This is a genomic window from Anaeromicrobium sediminis (genome assembly GCF_002270055.1).
Classification (GTDB): domain Bacteria; phylum Bacillota; class Clostridia; order Peptostreptococcales; family Thermotaleaceae; genus Anaeromicrobium; species Anaeromicrobium sediminis.
On sequence record NZ_NIBG01000005.1, the window covers coordinates 59,147 to 80,764 of the forward strand.

20 protein-coding genes and 1 other annotated feature are annotated in these 21,618 nt (G+C 31.8%); of the genes, 11 read left to right on the forward strand and 9 right to left on the reverse strand.

Annotation, left to right across the window (positions count from 1 at the left end; translation table 11 throughout):
- Positions 1 to 30: 30 nt before the first annotated feature.
- Positions 31 to 1,341 carry a YjiH family protein gene (locus CCE28_RS07645; RefSeq protein ID WP_095132618.1) on the reverse strand — a complete coding sequence of 437 codons (1,311 nt, stop codon included), beginning with the start codon at positions 1,339 to 1,341 and terminating at the stop codon, positions 31 to 33.
- A 202-nt stretch (positions 1,342 to 1,543) separates the two neighbouring features.
- Between CCE28_RS07645 and CCE28_RS07650 the strand changes: the two genes are divergently transcribed.
- Positions 1,544 to 2,278 carry a response regulator transcription factor gene (locus CCE28_RS07650; protein ID WP_095132620.1) on the forward strand — a complete coding sequence of 245 codons (735 nt, stop codon included), beginning with the start codon at positions 1,544 to 1,546 and terminating at the stop codon, positions 2,276 to 2,278.
- Positions 2,279 to 2,298: 20 nt separating this feature from the next.
- Here the strand turns inward: CCE28_RS07650 and CCE28_RS07655 are convergent, their stop codons facing one another.
- Positions 2,299 to 3,378, reverse strand: a complete 1,080-nt coding sequence (locus tag CCE28_RS07655) for an HD-GYP domain-containing protein (protein WP_095132622.1) — start codon at positions 3,376 to 3,378, stop codon at positions 2,299 to 2,301.
- A 148-nt stretch (positions 3,379 to 3,526) separates the two neighbouring features.
- Here CCE28_RS07655 and CCE28_RS07660 point away from each other — a divergent pair, with 148 nt between their 5' ends.
- Together CCE28_RS07660 and CCE28_RS07665 are read left to right on the forward strand one after the other, a co-directional pair.
- Positions 3,527 to 4,066, forward strand: a complete 540-nt coding sequence (locus CCE28_RS07660) for a TetR/AcrR family transcriptional regulator (RefSeq protein WP_095132624.1) — start codon at positions 3,527 to 3,529, stop codon at positions 4,064 to 4,066.
- 12 nt (positions 4,067 to 4,078) lie between these two features.
- Complete coding sequence (locus CCE28_RS07665; protein WP_095132626.1) at positions 4,079 to 4,534, forward strand: pyridoxamine 5'-phosphate oxidase family protein; 456 nt, start codon at positions 4,079 to 4,081, stop codon at positions 4,532 to 4,534.
- A 208-nt stretch (positions 4,535 to 4,742) separates the two neighbouring features.
- Here CCE28_RS07665 and CCE28_RS07670 read toward each other — a convergent pair whose 3' ends face one another.
- The 3 genes from CCE28_RS07670 to CCE28_RS07680 form a co-directional block, all read right to left on the reverse strand.
- Positions 4,743 to 6,128, reverse strand: coding sequence for a sensor histidine kinase (locus CCE28_RS07670; protein WP_095132628.1), 1,386 nt, complete (start codon positions 6,126 to 6,128; stop codon positions 4,743 to 4,745).
- Positions 6,121 to 6,816, reverse strand: coding sequence for a response regulator transcription factor (locus tag CCE28_RS07675; protein ID WP_330396830.1), 696 nt, complete (start codon positions 6,814 to 6,816; stop codon positions 6,121 to 6,123). Before CCE28_RS07675 ends, CCE28_RS07670 begins: the two co-directional genes overlap by 8 nt.
- 296 nt (positions 6,817 to 7,112) lie before the next feature.
- Complete coding sequence (locus CCE28_RS07680) at positions 7,113 to 7,778, reverse strand: TetR/AcrR family transcriptional regulator (RefSeq protein ID WP_095132630.1); 666 nt, start codon at positions 7,776 to 7,778, stop codon at positions 7,113 to 7,115.
- 246 nt (positions 7,779 to 8,024) lie between these two features.
- On the opposite strand from CCE28_RS07680, the gene CCE28_RS07685 reads away from it, so the two are divergent.
- The 3 genes from CCE28_RS07685 to CCE28_RS07695 are packed head-to-tail and all read left to right on the forward strand — an operon-like array spanning position 8,025 to position 12,249.
- Positions 8,025 to 9,359 (forward strand): glycine/sarcosine/betaine reductase component B subunit, encoded by a 1,335-nt coding sequence (locus CCE28_RS07685; RefSeq protein WP_334293511.1) that lies wholly within the window; start codon positions 8,025 to 8,027, stop codon positions 9,357 to 9,359.
- Between the two features lie 16 nt (positions 9,360 to 9,375).
- The gene (grdH, locus tag CCE28_RS07690) at positions 9,376 to 10,725 is read left to right on the forward strand and encodes a betaine reductase selenoprotein B (RefSeq protein ID WP_095132634.1); all 1,350 of its coding nucleotides are present in this window, start codon (positions 9,376 to 9,378) and stop codon (positions 10,723 to 10,725) included.
- Between the two features lie 15 nt (positions 10,726 to 10,740).
- The gene (locus tag CCE28_RS07695; RefSeq protein ID WP_095132636.1) at positions 10,741 to 12,249 is read left to right on the forward strand and encodes a glycine betaine uptake BCCT transporter; all 1,509 of its coding nucleotides are present in this window, start codon (positions 10,741 to 10,743) and stop codon (positions 12,247 to 12,249) included.
- Positions 12,250 to 12,365: 116 nt separating this feature from the next.
- On the opposite strand, the gene CCE28_RS07700 is transcribed toward CCE28_RS07695, so the two are convergent.
- Positions 12,366 to 13,424, reverse strand: a complete 1,059-nt coding sequence (locus CCE28_RS07700) for a Gfo/Idh/MocA family oxidoreductase (protein WP_095132638.1) — start codon at positions 13,422 to 13,424, stop codon at positions 12,366 to 12,368.
- Between the two features lie 270 nt (positions 13,425 to 13,694).
- Positions 13,695 to 13,853, reverse strand: a complete 159-nt coding sequence (locus CCE28_RS22195) for a hypothetical protein (RefSeq protein ID WP_176461718.1) — start codon at positions 13,851 to 13,853, stop codon at positions 13,695 to 13,697.
- Positions 13,854 to 14,215: 362 nt separating this feature from the next.
- Here CCE28_RS22195 and CCE28_RS07705 point away from each other — a divergent pair, with 362 nt between their 5' ends.
- Positions 14,216 to 14,389 carry an aspartyl-phosphate phosphatase Spo0E family protein gene (locus tag CCE28_RS07705; RefSeq protein WP_095132640.1) on the forward strand — a complete coding sequence of 58 codons (174 nt, stop codon included), beginning with the start codon at positions 14,216 to 14,218 and terminating at the stop codon, positions 14,387 to 14,389.
- 364 nt (positions 14,390 to 14,753) lie between these two features.
- Here the strand turns inward: CCE28_RS07705 and ilvB are convergent, their stop codons facing one another.
- Both ilvB and CCE28_RS07715 read right to left on the reverse strand, forming a co-directional pair.
- Positions 14,754 to 16,394 (reverse strand): biosynthetic-type acetolactate synthase large subunit, encoded by a 1,641-nt coding sequence (gene ilvB / locus CCE28_RS07710; RefSeq protein ID WP_095132642.1) that lies wholly within the window; start codon positions 16,392 to 16,394, stop codon positions 14,754 to 14,756.
- A 15-nt stretch (positions 16,395 to 16,409) separates the two neighbouring features.
- A complete protein-coding gene (locus tag CCE28_RS07715; protein ID WP_095132644.1) occupies positions 16,410 to 16,637 on the reverse strand; it encodes a hypothetical protein in 228 nt (75 codons plus the stop codon).
- A 126-nt stretch (positions 16,638 to 16,763) separates the two neighbouring features.
- Positions 16,764 to 17,016 (reverse strand) — a binding site (T-box leader).
- Between the two features lie 189 nt (positions 17,017 to 17,205).
- Between CCE28_RS07715 and ilvA the strand changes: the two genes are divergently transcribed.
- The 4 genes from ilvA (at position 17,206) to aroB (ending at position 21,606) form a co-directional block, all read left to right on the forward strand.
- The gene (gene ilvA / locus CCE28_RS07720) at positions 17,206 to 18,411 is read left to right on the forward strand and encodes a threonine ammonia-lyase (protein WP_095132646.1); all 1,206 of its coding nucleotides are present in this window, start codon (positions 17,206 to 17,208) and stop codon (positions 18,409 to 18,411) included.
- Positions 18,412 to 18,687: 276 nt separating this feature from the next.
- Positions 18,688 to 19,701 carry a 3-deoxy-7-phosphoheptulonate synthase gene (aroF, locus tag CCE28_RS07725; RefSeq protein ID WP_095132648.1) on the forward strand — a complete coding sequence of 338 codons (1,014 nt, stop codon included), beginning with the start codon at positions 18,688 to 18,690 and terminating at the stop codon, positions 19,699 to 19,701.
- A 13-nt stretch (positions 19,702 to 19,714) separates the two neighbouring features.
- Entirely contained in the window at positions 19,715 to 20,569 is an 855-nt protein-coding gene (locus tag CCE28_RS07730) for a prephenate dehydrogenase (protein WP_176461719.1), read from the forward strand.
- A complete protein-coding gene (gene aroB / locus CCE28_RS07735) occupies positions 20,557 to 21,606 on the forward strand; it encodes a 3-dehydroquinate synthase (protein ID WP_095132652.1) in 1,050 nt (349 codons plus the stop codon). Before CCE28_RS07730 ends, aroB begins: the two co-directional genes overlap by 13 nt.
- The last annotated feature ends 12 nt before the right edge of the window (positions 21,607 to 21,618 follow it).

Genomic DNA, 21,618 nt, shown 5'->3' on the forward strand with positions numbered 1-21,618 from the left:
ATCCTTATTTTAACACAATGTATTAATGTACTATAGGAACATAAATGCTGTAAGGGCTGCTAGAATTAAAGTGAATATGGTTCTTTCAATCCAAACAATAATTATTTCCGTAATGGAGATAGGTATTTCTGTAGACATGATACATGGAATAGATGCAGAGAAAAATAATACAGCTGAAACGGATACTACTCCAATTACATACTTAGAAATAAGTGGTGCAGATTTGGCAATTAATGCAGGTAAAAACATTTCTGCAATCTCAACAGCTGATGCTTTAGCTACTAACATAGGCTCTGGAATTTTAAGTAATAGTGTAACTGGGTAGAAAATATAACCTAATACATCAAAGATAGGTGTATATTTAGCTAATATTAATCCAAGTAACCCTATGGATAGTATGGATGGTAGTATACCCATAGTCATGATAAATCCATCTTTTAAATTATCTACAATGTTTTTTCCAATGGATTCAGATTTAGAAGCAGCAGTTAAACCTTCATTTAAAGCATTTTCAAAGATGTTTCCTTCTAATCTTACTTCACCATCTCCAGATTCTGTTATATAAGTATCTTCCTTCTTTGAAAGGGGATATATTCTAACTGTTAATGCTGTTACTATGAAAGTTATAACTAATGTGGACCAGAAATAAAAGTTCCACATATCCATAAGACCTAAGGTCTTAGCTACGATAATCATAAAAGTTGCTGAAACTGTGGAAAATCCTGTAGCTATTATGGATGCTTCCTTTATAGTATACTTACCTTCTTTAAATACTCTATTAGTTATTAAAAGGCCTATGGAATAACTTCCTACAAAGGATGCAACTGCATCTATGGCAGATCTACCAGGGGTCTTCCATATAGGTTTCATAACAGGTTGCATTAAAATTCCTATAAACTCAAGTAATCCATATCCAACTAAAAAGGCTAAGAAAGCAGAACCCACAGGAACTATTAGTCCAACAGATATTACTAATTTATCATATAAAAATGGTACCATATCCTTTGTGAATAACCACTCAGGACCTGTGTTTGTAATAGCTAAGAAGGCCACGAAAACTCCTACTATTTTAAACAATGAAAATATAGTAGTAACCATATCTTTGTTCCACGTTTTTTTATAAAAAGGATATATTCCTCCTAATATGATAACTACTAGAGCATAATATTTAGTAAAGGAACCTAAAAGGATTTTAATACCTGTAACCACATGATCTAGAGGAATAGTACTCTTGCCCCCTATTGTAATAGGAATAAAAAACATAAAAATTCCGATGGCACTTAAGAATATAAATTTTAAAATATCTACAGAATTTCTTGTGTTAGCTCTTGTATTGTCCATTTTATACCTCCCATAATTTTATTATTCAGTCGACTGTTTATGTTATTCATTATAATAGGTTGTATTAGAAAACTTAGAAAATTCATTATATTTATATGGAATTGTTATAATATTGTTATAATTGAAAGAATAGAAATGAAATCTTTGGAAAAACAGTAGTTCTCCTCTTTATTGATTGATTAGGACAAGCTCCTAATATAAAATGGTATATAGGACAAATGAATTTAAAAGGGATGATATGATGGATAGAATATTAGTTGTAGATGATGATAGAAATATTGTAAGAATGATTTCAGAATTTATGAAAATAAATAATATAAAGGTTATTGAAGGTTTTTCTGGAAAGGATGCCCTAGCCCTTATGGATGATGAGATACAGACAATTATTTTAGATATAAATATGGATGACATAAATGGTCTGGAAGTGTGTAGGGAGATTAGAAAAAAATATAATGTTCCCATAATATTTTTAAGTGCAAAAACATCCCAATATGATAAAGTATTAGGCCTTGGTATTGGAGCCGATGACTATGTAACCAAACCCTTTGATCCTTTAGAATTAGTAGCAAGAGTGAAAGCCCAAATAAGAAGATATAATTCCTTTAAGGAAAGTGGTAATTCTAAAGTAGAAAAGACTATAGAAGTAGGAACTCTTAAAGTATTAGTTTCTTCCCACCGAATATACGTAGATGGGAATGAAGTTAATCTTTCTAATACAGAATATAATTTACTAATATTCTTTTTAAATAATTTAGACACGGTTTTATCTAGGAAACAAATATTAAAAAATGTATGGGATAGTGATATATATACGGAAAATACGGTAAATACTTACGTCATGAGATTAAGACAAAAATTAGAAGCTAAATCGAAGGATTTTAAGAATTTAATGACCATTAGAGGAGTAGGATATATATTTAATTCAAAAGAAACTTAAGGATAGCCAAATGGCTATCCTTATTCACTATCTATTATGTCTACAACAAATCTATCCTTATCTTTACTTAAATCTATAACTTGAGAATCATCTAAAACTATAAGAGGTTTAGATAGATGTTTTTTATTCACTTGAATAATTTTACCTTCCTCTTTAGTATTAAGTAACACCCTTTCTCCTGTATAATAATTTATCATATTATTTAAGAAGGTATTCCAATAGGTATAATCATATTTATGTAAAGACTCCTTATGCATTATAGCTAATGCCTTTAGTGGAGAATATTTCTTTTTATAAGAACGTTCCGTATTCATGGCACTAAATGCATCCGTTATGGCTATAATTCTACCGAACTTATGAATCTGATTTCCCGTTATTTTAAGAGGATAACCAGAGCCGTCCATTCTTTCATGATGCATTAAAACACCCATGGAAACAGATCTATCTAAATGGGGTATATCCTTTAATACTTCATATCCTATTAAGGCATGTTTTTGTATGTACTCATATTCTTTTTGAGTAAGCTTATTAATTTTATTTAAAACAGTATGATCTATTTTAATTTTGCCAATGTCATGAAGTAAGGCAGCATATAATAGGTTATTTAATTCATCATCTTCTAACTCTAACCACTTTCCTAACATATAACTTAAAATAGCCACATTAATAGAGTGAGAATATAAATATTCATTATTAGGGTCTCTTCCTATAATGTTCACTAAGGTATTTCTAAAATCAGTAAATTCTTTAGCTATTTCATTTTGAACATTTTTTAAATGGGTCATACTTTGGGGACTATGAAATTCAAAATCATTAAAAATAGTTTTTACGTTATTAGACATATTCTCTAATACGTGTACTTTATTTTTTAAATTTTTACTAGATTCATCTATAAAATTTTGAATATTCTTATCTTCTTTAAAATCTCCTTTAATAAAAACAGATAAGGTCTCATCAATTTTTAGGATTTTTTCTATGTATTTCCTAGTAAGGACCACATCTTTTTTTAGTAAGACCGTATCATTATATTCTAAATCAAGAGCTAATGTCATACCGGGTATTAGGCGGTGAGGTCTAACGACTCTTATGTTATTAGACATATAAACATCCTTTCTAATGAAAAATAATTATGCTAATTATATAATACCGTATAACACTACTTGATTAAAAGATAATATTTGACAAATTTTAATACTTATGATAAATTCTTACTAGACGACCGGTCTAATAAATGGAGATGTGGTATATATGAGTGGAAAAAAAGAAGAAATTATCTTAATAGGGGCAGAGTTGATCCATGAATATGGATATCATAATGTGGGAATAAAAAAAATACTAGATGTAGCTCAAATTCCTAAGGGATCCTTTTATCATTACTTTAAAAGTAAAGAAGATTTAGCTTTATGTATAATAGATTTCCATATTAATAGAACAAAAGCAATGTTTTCTAGTGTAGATGAAAGTAAAGATGGACTAAAGGAATTCTTCAATATGTTTTTCAATATGTTAAGAAGTATGGATTATAAAAAGGGATGTCCTGTAGGTAATTTAATACTTGAACTAGCAGATGAGAAGGAAACTTTTAGAATTAGATTGTTAGAATGGTTAAGATTTTTAGAAAATGGAATAGGACATGTACTAAAAAAAGAGAACATAGAGTCTCCAGAGAGTAAGGCGGCTTTCATAGTAGCTACCTTTGAAGGTATTATAATGAATACAAAATTAGAAAAGAGTGATAAATACTTTAAAGTATTTCATGACCATATATTTAATGATTTATTAAAATAAGGGGGAGTTAAAATGAACTCAAAAGAAAAAATAGTAGAAGTGATGAAGAAACATAATTTAATGAGTATTGCAACTGTAGATGAAAATCAAATGCCAAAGGTTCGTTCTGTAGACTATGCTATGGGAGAGGATGAATCTACACTATATTTTATAACTCATAAGTTTACAGACAAGGTTGGGGAAATTAAAGCTAATCCTAATGTATATATTTCTATTGATGAAGATGGAAAGTCTATGGAAGAATTAAGTAAAATGATGTACTTAAAAGCAAGTGGAAAGGCATACATAGCTGAAACAGAAGAAGAAATGGGAAAAATATTTGGTGCGATCATGACTAAGTTCCCACACCTTAAAGACTTACCAGGTGAGCCAACAGATTTCTTAGGAATTAAGGTAGAGTTAGATACAGTTAAATTAACTGATAACAATGTAAGCTTTGGACATACGGAAGAAGTTAGCTATAGATAATATATTTAAATTCTAAAACAAACCTCCTGAAAATACCTTATTAGGGTGTATTCAGGAGGTAATTTATTTTTTACTTACTAGGAAATTATAAATTTTCAAAACTGTAGATAAGTAAAAAATCAAGGGGGTGTGGGGGAACATCCCCTGCCTCTTTAAAGGAGGATGCTCAGATTACGCTAGTAATCGTCGAAAGGAACCATAGGGTTCCTTAGCGAAGCATACGGAGTATGCCTTTTTTAGGCAGATCTATTGCAAACCTGCATCCCTTATCATAGGTAGTGTCTAAAGTTATAGTACCACCATGAAGTTCTATAATGGCCCTTGTTATGGAAAGACCTAGTCCTGTACCTCCAGTTTGAGAACTCCTAGACCTATCCTTTCTTACGAAGGGTTCAAATATATCCTGTGCAATAGATTCATCTATTCCAGGACCAGTGTCTTCTATAATTATAGATATATTATCTTTAAAATCTAATAATTTTAAGGTTATACTATTATGTTCATAAGCATATTTAATAGAATTGTTTATTAAATTGTTTATAGCTCGTTCTAATTTATTAGGATTAAACTGTAAAAGTATTCTATTATCAGGTATGTGAAAATCATATTCTATATTATTTTCTTCAAATTCAGGAATGAAGTCTATTAAAACTCGTCTTATAAATTCACAAATATCTCTTTCTTCCAGATCAATAGAATAGTTACCACTTTCCATATGGGATAACTCGAATAAATCCTGAATTAAATTATTAGCTTTTTTGCTATTAGACACTATAATCTCTAGATATTTTTTATTACAATCCTTTTGTTCATATAGGGTATCTGCATAGCCGATAATATTAGTAAGGGGTGTTTTTAAATCGTGAGAAATATCTAGAATAAGTCTTTTTCTATTGGCTTCAGACTTTTCTCTTAAACTAATCTCTTGGTTTATTTTATGGGCCATATTATTAATGGAGTTCTTTAAAAGCTGAAGTTCATTTTTAGATTTGAAATCTATATTTACCCTATAATTTCCTTTACTAATCTCATCTACACCTTTAACTAGCTTTTTTATAGGTTTTATAATACTAGTGGAAGTTACTTTAGCAAAAATTAAAAATACAAGTAAATAGCTCAAAATTAAGAAAAAAAACGATTTTTTAAATGTACTCACTATAAACTTAGAATTAATATCATCGTAGTTAGGATTAACGGTCAATAATATGATATTTTTATCAGCTGGGTAAAATATATCCTTACTAGCTTGACCACTAGTCTCCAACTCTCTGAAATCTTCATAGGAATATTGGTATCCCACCTTATGAATACTATTATACTGTTCTTTTACTACTAAGTTTTCACTTAATAATTCTATATAAGCACTATCAGGTAGTTTAGATTCTGAAAAGCCCTTTTCTATTCCGTACTTTTCAACGTTATCATATACTTCCTCTGATGTTATAAGAGGAATACTGTATTGCTTGAATACTAAGTATATACTTCCGATCACAGTGGAGAATAATATGGTAATGAGGATAACAAATAATAATATATAATTTAAGAAGAATTTAGTGGCAAGGGAATGGATTGTGAAGAAATTCTTTTTAGCCATTGGACTTGACCATTCTATATCCTATACCCCTAATAGTACGTAGATACTTAGGTTTCTTTGGGTTGTCTTCGATTTTATCACGAATATGACTTATATGAACCATAATAGTATTATCATCCCCAAAGTACATGTCTCCCCACACTTCTTCATAGAGCTGTTTCTTAGTAAAAACCTTCCCTAGGTTTTCCATAAAAAGCATTAAAAGTTTTAGTTCTTTAGGGTTTAGATCTAAAACCGTATCTCCCTTTTTTATAGAATAGGAATCTAAATCTAAGGTCAAGTCCCCATTATATATGATCCTAGCACTCACCCTAGACGAATATCTTAGGTATCGTCTTAATTGGGCCTGTACTCTAGATATGAGTTCAACAACACTAAAGGGTTTAACCACATAATCATCGGCCCCTAAACCTAGTCCTAGTACTTTATTTCGTTCTTCACCTTGGGCAGTTAAGAATATAACTGGAATTTGGCTACTTGCCCTCACTTCTTCTAATACTCTATATCCGTCCATTTCTGGCATCATAATATCTAATATTAATAAATCTATATTATTGTCTTTGAACTTAAGTAATGCTTCACGACCATTGGATGCTTCTATGACTTCATATCCTTCTTTTGATAAATGAAGCTTAACTAAATTTCTTATGTTTTCCTCATCCTCAGCAATTAAAATTCTAATGGGCATAAAACTCCTCCTTCTTATATATATAGTATAAACAATTTATGGCAAGTCTTTAAGTAAAAAATATTAAAATTATAATTTCCTAGTAAGTAAAAAATGCATACTCTGTATGCTTCGCTAGGAAACCCTATGGTTTCCTTCGACAATTGCTATCGCAATCTGAGCACCTTCCTTTAAAGAGGCAGGGGAATTCTTCCCCTACAACCCCTTATTTTTTTACTTACCCACAGGTTTGATAATGTTATAATTTTCTAGTAAGTAAAAAATAAGCATCAACATAATTTGTTGATGCTTTATCATTATTTATACGGTTTTTTCACATAAGATGTCATAGCCCTTTTTATATAGTCTAAAGTTTTCTTTACTGCCTCATGAACTGTGTATGTTGTATTGTCATTTATAACTTTAGATAGCATACCCTGATATATAAGAAGTATCATTTCGTTTATTCCGTCCATATCTTCTTCATTAATGAAACCATCTTCCACACAGGGATATAATATAAATTTATTTCTAGAATAGATATTACCATCAGTAACCATAGGAATTAGATCTTCGAAATCACTACTTAATTCTTCTGGATAAAGAGTGTAGTATTCTCTCATGGTAGCATTTAAGTCTCCACTAAATTCATTGAAAAATATGGCTTGATATATTTTAGGGTTATTATAAGAATAATATAAGAAACACTCCCATACACCAAAAAATTTCTCCACTGAATTTGCTTTGTCCTTTAAGTAACTTGGAAGACTAAATGAATAGTACATTAAGTATTTTACAGAAGCAAAAAATACTAGATGATTCAAGTTCTTAAAATAATTATACAAAGTAGCACTATTGTATCCTGCCAAATCTGCTACCTTTCTAATGGTTACATTTTCTACGCCTTCATTTTCGATGATTTTATGGGTTGCTTCAATAAAGTATCCCATCATACGCCTTTTTCTTAAACTTTTGTTATCCATAATATATCCTTTCTATATTAAAAGAATTTCCTACTATCCTAAAATTAACCTATCTTTATATTATATCATAACCTATTAGACTTTAGGATAAGCTATTATAAGTTAAAAATTTATTTAATAAAAAAAATTTTTATACTTCTAAAATTCTGAAAGTTATGTTATTATTATATCAAAAGTAATCATGATTATAAAAGCGATTACGATTATAAAATATAATGTGATTGTTATAATTTAAACAAGAAGGGAGTGCCTGAGTTGAAGTTAGAATTAGGAAACTTTTATGTAAAAGACATCGTATTTGGAGAAGAGACTTCTTATAAAGATGGACTACTTACAGTAAACAAAGAAGAAGCGTTAAAGGTAGTATTTGAAGATGAGCATATAACAGAAGCAGACTTAGTAATTGTAAAGCCAGGTGATGAAGTTCGTATAATGCCGGTTAAGGAAGCTATTGAGCCAAGACATAGAGTAGGTGGAGGTCCAGTTTTCCCTGGAGTAACTGGAGATTTAATGCAAGCTGGAAACGGTAGAACTCACTGCCTAAAGGATTGTAGTGTATTAGTTGTAGGAAAGCATTGGGGAGGATTCCAAGACGGTCTTATAGATATGTCTGGAGAAGGTGCTAAGTACACTTTATTCTCTCAATTTATAAATATTTGTCTAGTAGCTGATACAGACGAAGAATTTGAAAAGCGTGAGCAACAAAAGAAAAACCATGCACTTAGATGGGCTGGAATGAGATTATCTGAATACTTAGGAAGCTGTGTAGCTGACATGGAGCCTGAAACATTAGATACTTATGAATTAGCTCCTGTTACTAAGAGAAGTGAAGAAGTAAACAAGCTACCAAGTGTAGTATTAGTACTTCAACCTCAATCTCAAATGGAAGAGTTAGGATACAATGACTTAAACTATGGATGGGATTGCAACAGAATGGTACCTACATTCATGCATCCAAATGAAGTTTTAGATGGAGCTATGATCTCTGGATCATTTATGCCTTGTTCATCTAAATGGTCAACTTATGACTTCCAAAACTATCAAATGATTAGAAGACTATATGCAGAACATGGGAAAACGTTAAACTTCTTAGGAGTTATAATGTCAAACTTAAATGTTGCTCTAGAGCAAAAGCAAAGAGCAGCTTTATTCGTAGCTCAAATGGCAAAATCTTTAGGAGCTGATAGTGCTATAGTAGCTGAAGAAGGATACGGAAATCCAGATGCAGACTTTATAGCTTGTGTAGTTGCATTAGAGGATGCAGGAGTTAAGACCGTAGGATTAACTAATGAGTGTACAGGTAGAGATGGAATGTCTCAACCATTAGTAACATTAGATGTTAAGGCAGATGCTATTGTATCTTGTGGTAACGTATCTGAGTTAATTAAATTACCACCAATGAAAACTGTAGTTGGTGAATTAGAAGCTTTAGCACGTGATGGTTTATCAGGTGGATGGTCAACTGACGAAGTGTTAGGATCTTCAGTAAAAGAAGATGGATCAATAGTTATGGAAAACAATGCTATGTTCTGTGGTGATAGAGTAACAGGATGGTCTACTAAGACTATGTCAGAATATTAAGGAGGTGTAGGATCAGATGAAAAAGGCAATATTATATATAAACCAATTCTTTGCAGGAATTGGAGGAGAAGATAAAGCAGATTTTGAACCAGAAATAAGAGAAAACCTAGTTGGTCCAGCATTAGCATTAAATGCAGCCCTAGGTGAAGATGTGGAAGTAACTCACACAATTATTTGTGGAGATAACTTTATGGGATCTAACCAAGATGAAGCTATTGAGAGAATACTAGGAATGTTAAACGGATTAGAGTTTGACATATTCTTTGCAGGTCCAGCATTTAGAGCAGGAAGATATGGAAGTGCGTGTGGATTCATCTGTAAGGCAGTAGAAGAAACGTTTGGAGTACCTGTAGTAACTTCTATGAACGATGAAAACCCTGGAGTTGAAATGTTCAAGAAGGATTTATACATCTTTGAAGGTGGTAAAAGTGCCGCTGCCATGAGAAAAGACATGACAAAGATGGCTAAATTCGGTAAGAAGTTATTATTTGGAGAAGAATTATTAACAGCGCAAGAGGAAGGATTCTTCGTAAGAGGTAAGAGACATCAAAGATGGTTAAAGTCAGAAGTACCAGCAGTAGATAGAGTAATAGACATGTTACTTAAGAAAATAAATGGAGAAGAATTCCAAACAGAACTTCCAATACCAGAGCAAGATCTAGTTCCTATTGCACCTGCAATTAAGGACTTATCAAAGGCAAAAATTGCTTTTGCTACTACTGGTGGTATAGTTCCTGTTGAAAATCCAGACAGAGTTCAATCAGCTTCAGCAACAAGATGGGGTAAATATGACATTAGTAATCTTGAGACTCTTCCATCTAAGGACAAAGAGTGTACAGTAGATACTGAGTACAAGTCATATAAGACTATCCATGCAGGTTTTGACCCAGCAGCAGCAGATGCAGATCCTGATGTAATTGTTCCTCTTGATGCACTTCGTGCATACGAAAAAGAAGGTAGAATAGGAAGCATTCACAACTATTTCTATACTACTGTTGGAACAGGTACTACGGAAGCTGAAGCAGCTAGAATGGCAAGAGAAATCGTTGAAGACTTAAAAGCTGCTAACGTTGATGCAGTTATCATGACATCTACATGAGGTACTTGTACTCGTTGCGGTGCAACGATGGTAAAAGAAATTGAAAAGGCTGGATTTACAATTGTTCAAATGGCAAACTTAATTCCAGTTGCAAAAACTGTAGGAGCTAATAGAATGGTTCCGACAATATCTATACCATATCCATTGGGAGATCCTTCAACTTCTAAGGAACAACAATGGAAGCTTAGATATCACAGAGTTGGTGTAGCACTTGAAGCTTTAGAAACAGAAATAGAAGAGCAAACTGTATTTAAAGTAAAAATATAAAGGAGGACACTATACGTGAATAAAAAAGATAATAAGGTCTTTGTTATATCAGTTATAGTGACTATTTTAATAGTTGCTTGGGGAATATTTGCCCCAAGCAACTTTGAAATGGCCGCTAAGGGAGCATTTAACTTTCTTGTAGGAAATTTTGGTTGGTTTTATATGATTTCAATGTTTTCATTTGTTGTATTTGCTATATGGATTGGGTTTAGTAAATATGGGGATATTAAACTGGGTCCAGACGATTCAAAACCAGAATATTCATATGTATCATGGTTTGCCATGTTATTTAGTGCCGGTATGGGGATCGGACTAGTATTCTGGGGAGTAGCAGAACCACTTAATCATTTCGCAGCACCATTTGGTATAGAAGCAGGTACAGCAGCTGCTGCTGACTTTGCCATAAAGAAATCTTTCTTCCACTGGGGTCTTCACCCTTGGGCAAACTATACAGTATTAGCCCTTGCATTAGCATATTTCCAATTTAGAAAGAATAAGCCAGGTCTTATAAGTTCAATATTTATTCCACTTATTGGAGAAAAAGGTGTGGAAGGACCTATTGGTAAAACAATAGATATACTAGGTATATTTGCTACTGTTGCAGGTGTTGCCACTTCATTAGGATTAGGAACACTACAAATAAACAGTGGACTTAACTACTTATTTGGAATTCCAGAAAACGCCTTAGTACAGATCATAATCGTTACAGTAGTAACAGTGTTATTTATGATATCTGCTGTAACAGGTCTTGATAAGGGTATAAAAATATTATCTAATGCTAACCTTTCATTGGCTGGTATATTAACAATACTTGCTTTAGTAATAGGACCTACTATGATGATTATAAACGCCTTTACTAATGGTATAGGTCTATACTTAGGTAACTTCATAAGAGATAGTTTCCAGATGGAAGCTTTTAGAGACAATTCATGGTTTGGTGGATGGACAGTATTCTACTGGGCTTGGTGGATTGCTTGGGCACCATTTGTTGGAACATTCATTGCAAGAATATCTAGAGGTAGAACTATTAAAGAATTCGTTTCTGGAGTATTATTAGTTCCAGCATTAGGATCTTTCTTATGGTTCTCAGTATTTGGTACTATGGGATTAGACTTAGGAGTTGAAGTAGCTAATGAAGCTATTAAATCTACTTCTACAGCGTTCTTCGTAGTAATGAGCCATTATCCAATGGGAAGTATTATATCCTTAGTAGCTATAATCTTATTATGTACATTCTTTGTTACTTCTGCAGATTCAGCTACATTCGTATTAGGTATGATGTCTTCTAATGGAGACTTAAACCCAACAACTCAAAGAAAAGTAATCTGGGGAATTATTCAATCTGCCCTAGCTTTAGCTTTAATGATTTCTGGTGGACTTGGAATGTTACAAACTGCATCTATAGCAGCTGCATTCCCATTCATATTCATCATGATAGGTGGTATGATGAGTTTAGTGAAAGCACTTAAGAACGATGAGGCTATAGTAGGTAGAAAGAATAAAGAAAATAAAAGAGTAGTTTAGTAAATTTTTAGCACGAGCTAATTAAATAAATATAAAAAAATGGGGGGAATCTTTTATAAGATTCCCCTCAGCCCGTTTTAATATATTTATAAAGAGTGGTATATAGCAATATTAGTTTAGTTCCAATGAACTATACATTTCTTTTCATTGCTTTCAAAGGCAAGTTCTATAACCCTTAAGGCATCTCTAGCCTCTTGAGCTCTTACTTTAGGTTCTCTGCCCTCTACTATAGATTCATATACGTCTCTATAGTATTGTCTATAATCACCATTCTCGCTCGTTACAGTTCCTCTAACATGGATACCATTTGATTCTGTATTAATAGTTCCCCATATGGATTCTGGTTCAGCACCCCAATTAGGGTCGTCATTAGGAAATTTAAAGGATTTTAAATTTTCTTCTTGAACATCTATCCCATATTTAACAAAGGAGCCATTATTACCTAATAGTATATATCGAGGTAAATCTTCTCTCACGAGCATGGAAGATTTTAGAGTTACTTTCATTTTATCATAGAATAGGATTATTTCAAAGTTATCTGTAACATTACTATTCTTTCTTTGTGATCTTAAATGTGAGAATACACTTTTAGGAAGACCAAATAGATGGAGAGCCTGGTCTATTAAATGGATTCCTAAGTCATATAGCATACCATTTCCAGGAGAATCTATCTCTTTCCAAGAGCCCTCTTTTATATAATTTCTAAAGCGATCAAAGTGTGCCTCATATTCTACCAAGTCACCTAGCATGTTACTTTCTATTACCTTCTTTACAGTCTTATATCCACTATCCCATCTTCTGTTTTGATGAACAGTTAATACTCTATTTTTTTCTTTAGCTAAAGAAATTAATTCATCAGCTTGCCATGTATGTACAGTAAAGGGTTTTTCCACTACCACATGCTTACCCTGTAATAAAGCTTTTTTAGCTAACTCATAGTGGGAATTATTAGGAGTAGCCACCACTATTAAATCTATGTCCTTATCATTAAAAATCATATCCATATCATCTGCGTGATTAGAATTTGGATAATATTTAGATAATACTTCTTTATTAGCTTCACTTCTCGTATAAACAGATTTTAGATTAAAACCATCTATACTAGTTATAATAGGTGCGTGAAACACTCTACCACCTGTACCAAAACCTATTAATCCTACATTTAATATTTCCATAAATACCTCCCTAAGTATGGTATAGAGATAAATTATATACATTAAAATATCTCTATAAATATTATAAAGCAACTTAATAAATCATGGAAGCTAGGTTACTAGTATTTTATTATAGACCATAGACTCTCTCAAGTTTAAATGCTCTCATCCTGTTTTCTATTAAAATATAAAATGGGATATTATTTTATCACTTTTCAGTAATAAAGTATGACAAATAAAAAAACCACAGGAAAATAACCCAATGGTGTATGTTACTTTTGTTCTATCAAATTACAATTTACCTTCCAGGAACTTCTTCTTTAAGATTACATGCTTTAAATACTCTTCCTCACTTAATAAGCCTTTTTCTTTAAGTTCATCGAACATACTAATAAGCTTAATACAGAACATCTTTAATTCTGTCTCTATATCATTTAATTCATCACACATTATCAAAACCTCCCCAAAAGATATACTAAATTAATAAGCAGTGTTTGTAATACCATATTAATATATCCCAATACCCACTTAGAATTTTCCTACCAATGTTATAATATTGTGTAAATAATTCCAGAGTCTTTTAGGTATTTTTATTCATTTAAAGTATACATTATAAAGAGAATAAAAAATGTCGATATATGTAATTTGTATGCAATAAAATTACAATTGTATATAGATTGTTAAAACTTACAAAAAAGTATAATTTTTTTCAAAAAATCACATGAAAAAAAATACAAATAATAGTATAATAATTCTTGGCAGTAAAAATTGGTAGAACGTTTAACTGAAACAGTTAAGGAAAGGAAAAAAGTATGAGTGATCTACAAAAAATTCAAATGAAAGTAACAGACTTAAGAGATAAGATGCATGAATTAATTGATAAAGAAGAAAACCTTTTAGCTTCCGAAGTAATACATGTAAGTCAAATGCTTGATAAAGTATTAGATCAATATTATCAAGCCAAAATCAAAAGTAACCTTAACTGATTAATATATAAAGATACAGCCTAACATATAAAGCTCGTGATAAATTAAAAGCTTAATTATGTAACACAATCTAATTTGAGTATCATAGATCAAAAGCACGTGGATTAATCTAGGTGTTTTTTTATTGTGCTTTAAAGATTAACTTAGAGGTTAGTTAGTACCTAGGATTATTGTTAAATATATTAAAGATTTCGCAGTATTGTTCAAGTAGAGATGGAAGTAAGTGCTTATGAACAAAAAATTAGGAAAGATAATGTGGTTAATTGAGGAAGGATAACCTAAGGAATTTATTATCCTTCCTCATGAACCACGGGGTTTGTAGAATTCCTAAGGAAGCCATTACTTCCTAGGAGGGCAAACTTTTTTATCCCTCCATAATGTGGTCTACTGATTGACCTGGAGGTATTATTGGATAAGCAAATTGATTGTTATCAATTACACATTCTATTAATATAGGTCCATTGAAATCCTTGTTGGCTTCTAGAACCTCTTGAAGTTCATTATTGTTTTCAGTCTTATATGCTTTTATGCCAAAGGCATCACATAGTTTAATATAATCAACATGATCATATAGGGTAGTTTCTGAGAACTTTTTGTCCTGGAATAGGTCTTGCCATTGCCGCACCATGCCTAAGCTATGGTTGTTGAATAATATAATCTTTACAGGGAGATTATATTTACTTATAGTTAAAAGTTCTTGAGCACACATTCTAAAACTTCCATCACCAGTGAATAATATTACAGTATCATTGGGATTACCAACTTGAGTACCTATGGCAGCTCCTATACCAAATCCCATAGTTCCAAGGCCTCCACTTGTAATAAATGAATCATCACGTTTAAAACTCCAATGCTGAGCAGTCCATATTTGATGCTGACCTACATCCGTTACTATAAAGGCATCTTCGTATTGTTTATTTAAACTATCTATAATAAGTTTTGCATTAAATTCCTCTAGTTTTTGTCTAGAACTTTTAAAAGTAGATACCTTGTCTGCCCAACTCGTATCATATTGTTTATCCACATTATTATAAATATGCTCTAAATTTACTTTTAAATCTCCTGTCACATGAAGATAAGTGTCTAAGTTCTTATCTAATTCGGTACTGTCTATTTCAAAGTGTACTATCTTTGAATCTGGAGCAAAGAACTTAGGATTTCCTATAACCCTGTCACTAAATCTCATACCTATGGCTAAAAGTAAATCACAATTTTTTACTGCCAGATTAGCTTCTTTAGAACCATGCATACCCACAAGACCGTAGGACAGGTCATGATTCCTATCTATAGTACCAAGACCCATTAAGGTATTTAAAACTGGAATATGAAGTTTCTCAGCTAAATCTACTAAAAGCTTTGATGCACCAGCAGACTTAATTCCTCCTCCAGCTATAATAACAGGTCTTTCAGCATTTTTTAACAAATCTATAGTCTTATTACAATTATCACAGACTAGATTGTCTATGTCTAAATTCACTTCTAGATTTTTATATTCTGTTTTAGCTAAAAATACGTCCTTAGGAATATCGATTAAAACAGGTCCTTTACGGCCAGTTGTGGCAACGGACAAAGCTTCCTTAACGGTCTTTTCTAAATCATCTATATCCCTAACAAGATAATTTTTCTTAGTTATACCCATAGTAATTCCTGTCACATCAACTTCTTGGAAAGAATCCTTTCCCAGTAAAGCACAGGGAACTTGACCTGATAGGACTAATAAAGGTACAGAATCTAAATAAGCATTAGCTATACCCGTTATAGCATTAGTAGCTCCCGGACCTGAAGTAACAATACAAACGCCTACCTTTCCTGTGGCACGGCTATATGCATCAGCTCCATGAATGGCACTTTGTTCATGGGCCGTTCTTATATGATTAAAATGATCCGTCTCGTCATATAAAGCATCGTATAATGGAATTACAGCTCCTCCAGGATAGCCAAAAAGTGTATCTACCCCTAAATCCTTTAAGGATTGTAAAACTATTTTTGAGCCTGATCTATTCATGAAATTCACCTACTTTTAATTAATTTGAATACTGTTTAGCAAACTGTATTTTTTTAAATATAAGGCTGCCTTATCTGCAGTATGTCCCTTAGCTTCGTCAAAAGTTATTTTAATAGAACTACTTATATCAAATTCCTTTATTTCTAGTTCACTAATATAGAATTCTTTTCTCCTTAAAGATGTTGTTAATTTTATTAAATTATCCATACCCTTTTCCATTTCCCCAATAATTGTTCTTTTCATCTCTCTACTCCTTTCGAATAATTTGAATATTCTGAATTAATAACGTACACAATTAACATTTTTAATCTTTAAATGATTTTTGAAAATAAAAAAACTCTCGGCTTTACAAACACATAACATTGTATTTGCAGAGACGAAAGTTTTCGTGGTACCACTCTACTTTATAGATATAAAAATATCTACCTTATATCAGGTCGAAAGTTTCCTTTGAACCCTAGCCATATAACGGTGGCGCCCGTCTTTGTCTACTATTTAAAAAATTTCGACTTAGAAGCTCAGGAGTGATCATTACATAAATCATCTATGATTAGGCTCTCAGCAATGCCTAAATCTCTGTACATAGTAACAGATTTATCTTTGTCTCCATCACAGCTTTATGAATATAACATGTGGATTAAAAATTTATTTAAAAGTAGTATATAGTTATTTTTCACTTTTGTCAATAATATTTTATAATTTTTTGAAAATTTATAAAATGCATTGACAAAGTATTTTAATACTGTTAGAATCAAACTTAAAATTCCCAATAAATTTTTTTTATCTCTCTATAAAATATGGAGGGATCATTATGAAAAATCATTTAAAAGAAATAAATTTAGCAAAAGAAAGAATAAAAAATGTAATCAAGAAAACTCCACTTATTTATAGTGACCTTTTTAGTGAACTGTCATCTAATGAAGTTTACATCAAGCCAGAGAACTTACAAAAGACTGGCGCTTTTAAAATAAGAGGCGCATATAATAAACTATCTCAACTAAGTGATGAAGAAAAGTCAAATGGTTTAGTTGCATCATCAGCAGGAAACCATGCCCAAGGTGTGGCCTATGCTGCAAAGGAACTGGGTGTTAAAGCAACCATAGTTATGCCTAAGAATACTCCTTTTATCAAAGTAGATTCTACAAGGGGTTATGGTGCAGAAGTAGTCCTCCATGGTTCATGTTATGATGAAGCTTATGAAAAAGCTCTAGAGATAGAAAAAAATAATGGAGCAACTTTCATACATCCATTTAATGATATGGATGTAATATACGGCCAGGGTACAATAGGTCTTGAAATATTAGAAGAACTAGAAGATGCAGATGCTGTATTAGTACCAATTGGTGGTGGAGGATTAATAAGTGGTATAAGTTTAGCCATAAAAAGTATTAACCCAAATATTAGAGTAATAGGTGTAGAACCAGAAGGAGCCACAACCTTAAAGACCTCTCTTATGAATGGTAAAGTCACTGAACTAGATAGGGTTCAAACTATAGCCGATGGAGTAGCAGTTAAAAAATGTGGAGACAAAACCTACGATATAATAAAGGATTATGTGGATGATATTATAACTGTATCTGATTATGAACTTATGAAGGCCTTTTTAAAATTACTTGAAAAGCATAAATTAGTTTGTGAGCATGCAGGAGTATTAACACTAGCTGCAACTACAAAATTAAATTTTTATAATAAAAAAGTGGTATCAGTTGTGAGTGGTGGGAATATAGATGTAGTAACAATATCTTCAATGATAAATAATGGTTTAGTATCTTCAGGAAGATTATTCTGTTTCTCAGCAGAAATGCCTGATGTTCCTGGAGAGTTATTAAAAATATCAGAAGTACTAAAGGACTTAAATGCAAATGTAATCAAGCTTGAACACAATCAGTTTAAAGCTTTAAATAGAATTCATAATGTGGTTTTAGAAGTTACAGTGGAAACACATGGATATGATCATATTGAAAAAATTAAGAATAAACTTAATGAAGTTGGATATGATATAAAACAAATATATTAAGAGGATAGGAGAAAATAAAATGAAAACTATTAGAGATATGGCAAAGAAATTTTATACTTATTTTTATTTTAGAAACTGGAGCTTTTATTTTAGCGCTAGTTATTTCTGTTGCCAAAAATTTAAAAAATTTATCTCTGATGGGTTATCCTACAAAATTATGTATGAGTATAGTTAAAAGTTAAACAAGACTATATTAAATAAGTTTTCAATACATAAGGCTCATTATTGGGCCTTATTTTTTTATACCCAAAAAACAAATTATGAGGAGGAATAAGCATGATAATCGTATTAAAACCAGGAACAGAGGAAATCGAGTGTGCAAAAATTAAAAACAAAATGACTGAATTAGGTTGTGAAGTGAATGAAATCAGAGGTAAAAATCATCACGTACTAGGTCTTGTGGGAGACACAAGCAGAATTGATGCTAATTTAATAGCTTCAAATAGAAATGTGGAAAAAGTAATGCATGTACAAGAACCATACAAGAAGGCTAATAGATACTTCCATCCGGAAGATACTATTTTAAATATAAATGGAGCTAAAATTGGTGGAGGAAATTTTGCTATAATGGCAGGACCTTGTTCTGTAGAAACTAAGGATCAAATAGTTCATACGGCAAAGGCAGTAAAGGCAGCAGGAGCACATTTCCTAAGAGGAGGAGCATTCAAGCCAAGAACATCTCCATACAGCTTCCAAGGATTAAGAGAAGAGGGACTAGATCTTTTAAAGATTGCTAGAGAAGAGACTGGATTACCCATAGTGACAGAGCTTATGACTATAGACACTATAGATAGATTTGTAGAAGATGTGGATGTAATACAAATTGGTGCTAGAAATATGCAAAACTTCGATTTACTGAAGGAAGTTGGTAAAACAGATAAACCAATATTATTAAAGCGTGGCATGTCGGCTACTATAGAAGAATTACTAATGGCAGCAGAATATATCATGTCTGAAGGAAATGAGAATATAGTCCTTTGTGAGAGAGGAATTAGGACTTTTGAAAAATACACGAGAAATACATTAGATTTAAGTGCCATACCAATGATTAAGAAAAAGAGTCATTTACCAGTAATAGTGGACCCATCCCACGCGGCAGGCTTATGGTGGTTAGTTGAACCTCTTGCAAAGGCAGCTATGGCAGTGGGAGCAGACGGACTTATGATAGAAGTACATCATGACCCGGCAAATGCCAAGTGTGATGGACAACAATCAATAAAGCCAGAAAAGTTCCAAAAACTTATGGGTGATTTAAAGAATATGGCAAATCTATTTAACATTAAGATATAATGGGGGGAGAACATTGTTAAGTGACTTTAATATAACTATAGTTGGATTAGGTTTAATAGGAGGATCTTACGCCAAAGCACTGCGGCGTAATAATCCTAGAAATCTATGGGCCATAGATAAAGACCAATATACTATTAAGAAAGCAATAGATTTAAATGTGATAGATGAATGTGAAAGTATGGAAAAGGTACTGAATAAGACAGATATTTTAATAATGTGCCTATATCCAGAAGATAACATAAAATTCATAAGAGAGAATCTAACTCATTTAAATAAAAATCTAGTAATCACAGATGTATGTGGAGTTAAGGGTGATATGGTACAAAGAATAAATAATATAATAGAGGATTCCATGGAATTTATAGGTGGCCATCCTATGGCTGGGAGAGAATTCAATGGTTTTGATTATTCAGATGAGAATCTATTTATGAATTGTAACTATATAATAACTACCATACCTGAGAATACGGAGAAGAATATATACAAGGTAAAGCAAATTGCTGAATTAATTGGTAGTAATAACATAATTATGACTACTCCTAGAAGGCATGATGAACTGGTGGCCTACACTAGTCATTTATCCCATGTAATAGCAAATGCTTTTGTGAATAATACTAATGAAGAAGCAAATGATTTTATAGGTGGTAGTTTTAAGGATGTTACTAGAGTTGCTTATTTAAATCCATATTTGTGGAGTAAAATCCTAATAAATAATAAAGAGAATGTATTAAATGAAATAGATAAATTTGAAGAAAATATTAAAATAATAAAAGAGGCCTTGAAACAGGACGATATGGATATACTTTGTTCTCAACTGGAAAGTGGAAGAATTAAAAGGAAGGAAATAAATTTAAGATGCTCACATTAAATGTAAATGCAAAGAGTAGACAATATAAAATAAACATTAAAAGGGGAATCCTAGAAAAATTGGGAGACCATATTAAACTTTTATATAAAGGTAAAAGATTGCTGGTTATTACAGATACTAATGTATCTAGATTATATAAAGAAAAAATAGATAGAACTTTAAGTGAATACTTTAAAGTTGATTTTATAGAAGTAGAGCCAGGAGAGTCCAGTAAGAGTTTTAAAACTATGGAAATCTGTTGTGAGAAATTGGCTCAGTTAAATATTACTAGAAGTGATTTAATAGTAGCCTTTGGAGGGGGAGTAGTAGGAGACCTAGCAGGTTTCATATCAGCCACCTATTTAAGAGGAGTTGATTTTATCCAAGTTCCTACTACCCTTTTATCCCAAGTAGATTCCAGTGTGGGAGGTAAGGTTGCCATAAACTTAGAAAGTGGAAAAAACCTAGTAGGCAACTTTTATCAACCCAAGGCCGTATTCATAGATCCTGATTTATTAAGTACATTAGATGAAAAATACTTTAGTGATGGCATGGCTGAAGTAATAAAGTATGGGTGCATAAGAGATGAAAAACTTTTTAATAATCTTAAGGAATGTACAGATATTAATAAAATAATAGAAGAGATAATATATACTTGTTGTGAAATAAAGGCAGACGTAGTTGGTGAAGATGAGCTGGATAAGGGGATTAGAATGATTCTAAACTTTGGTCACACCATAGGCCATGGAATAGAGAAAGTATTTGATTATAAAAAATATTCCCATGGAGAAGCTGTAGCTATAGGTATGTATGTTATTAGCAAGAACAGTGAAAAACTAGGTTTAACTAAGATGGGAACTGCAGATGAGATTAAGAATTTATTAGAAAAGTATAACTTATCCTATGAGTTACCAGTGGTAGAGGAGAAAAATCTAATAGATGCAATAAAGAAGGATAAGAAGAGAACGGGAGAATATTTGAAAATAATATTGTTAAAAGAAATAGGGAATTGTTATATTAAAAAGATTAAGAGTGATGAAATTAAGAACTATATATAGATAAACTAACTA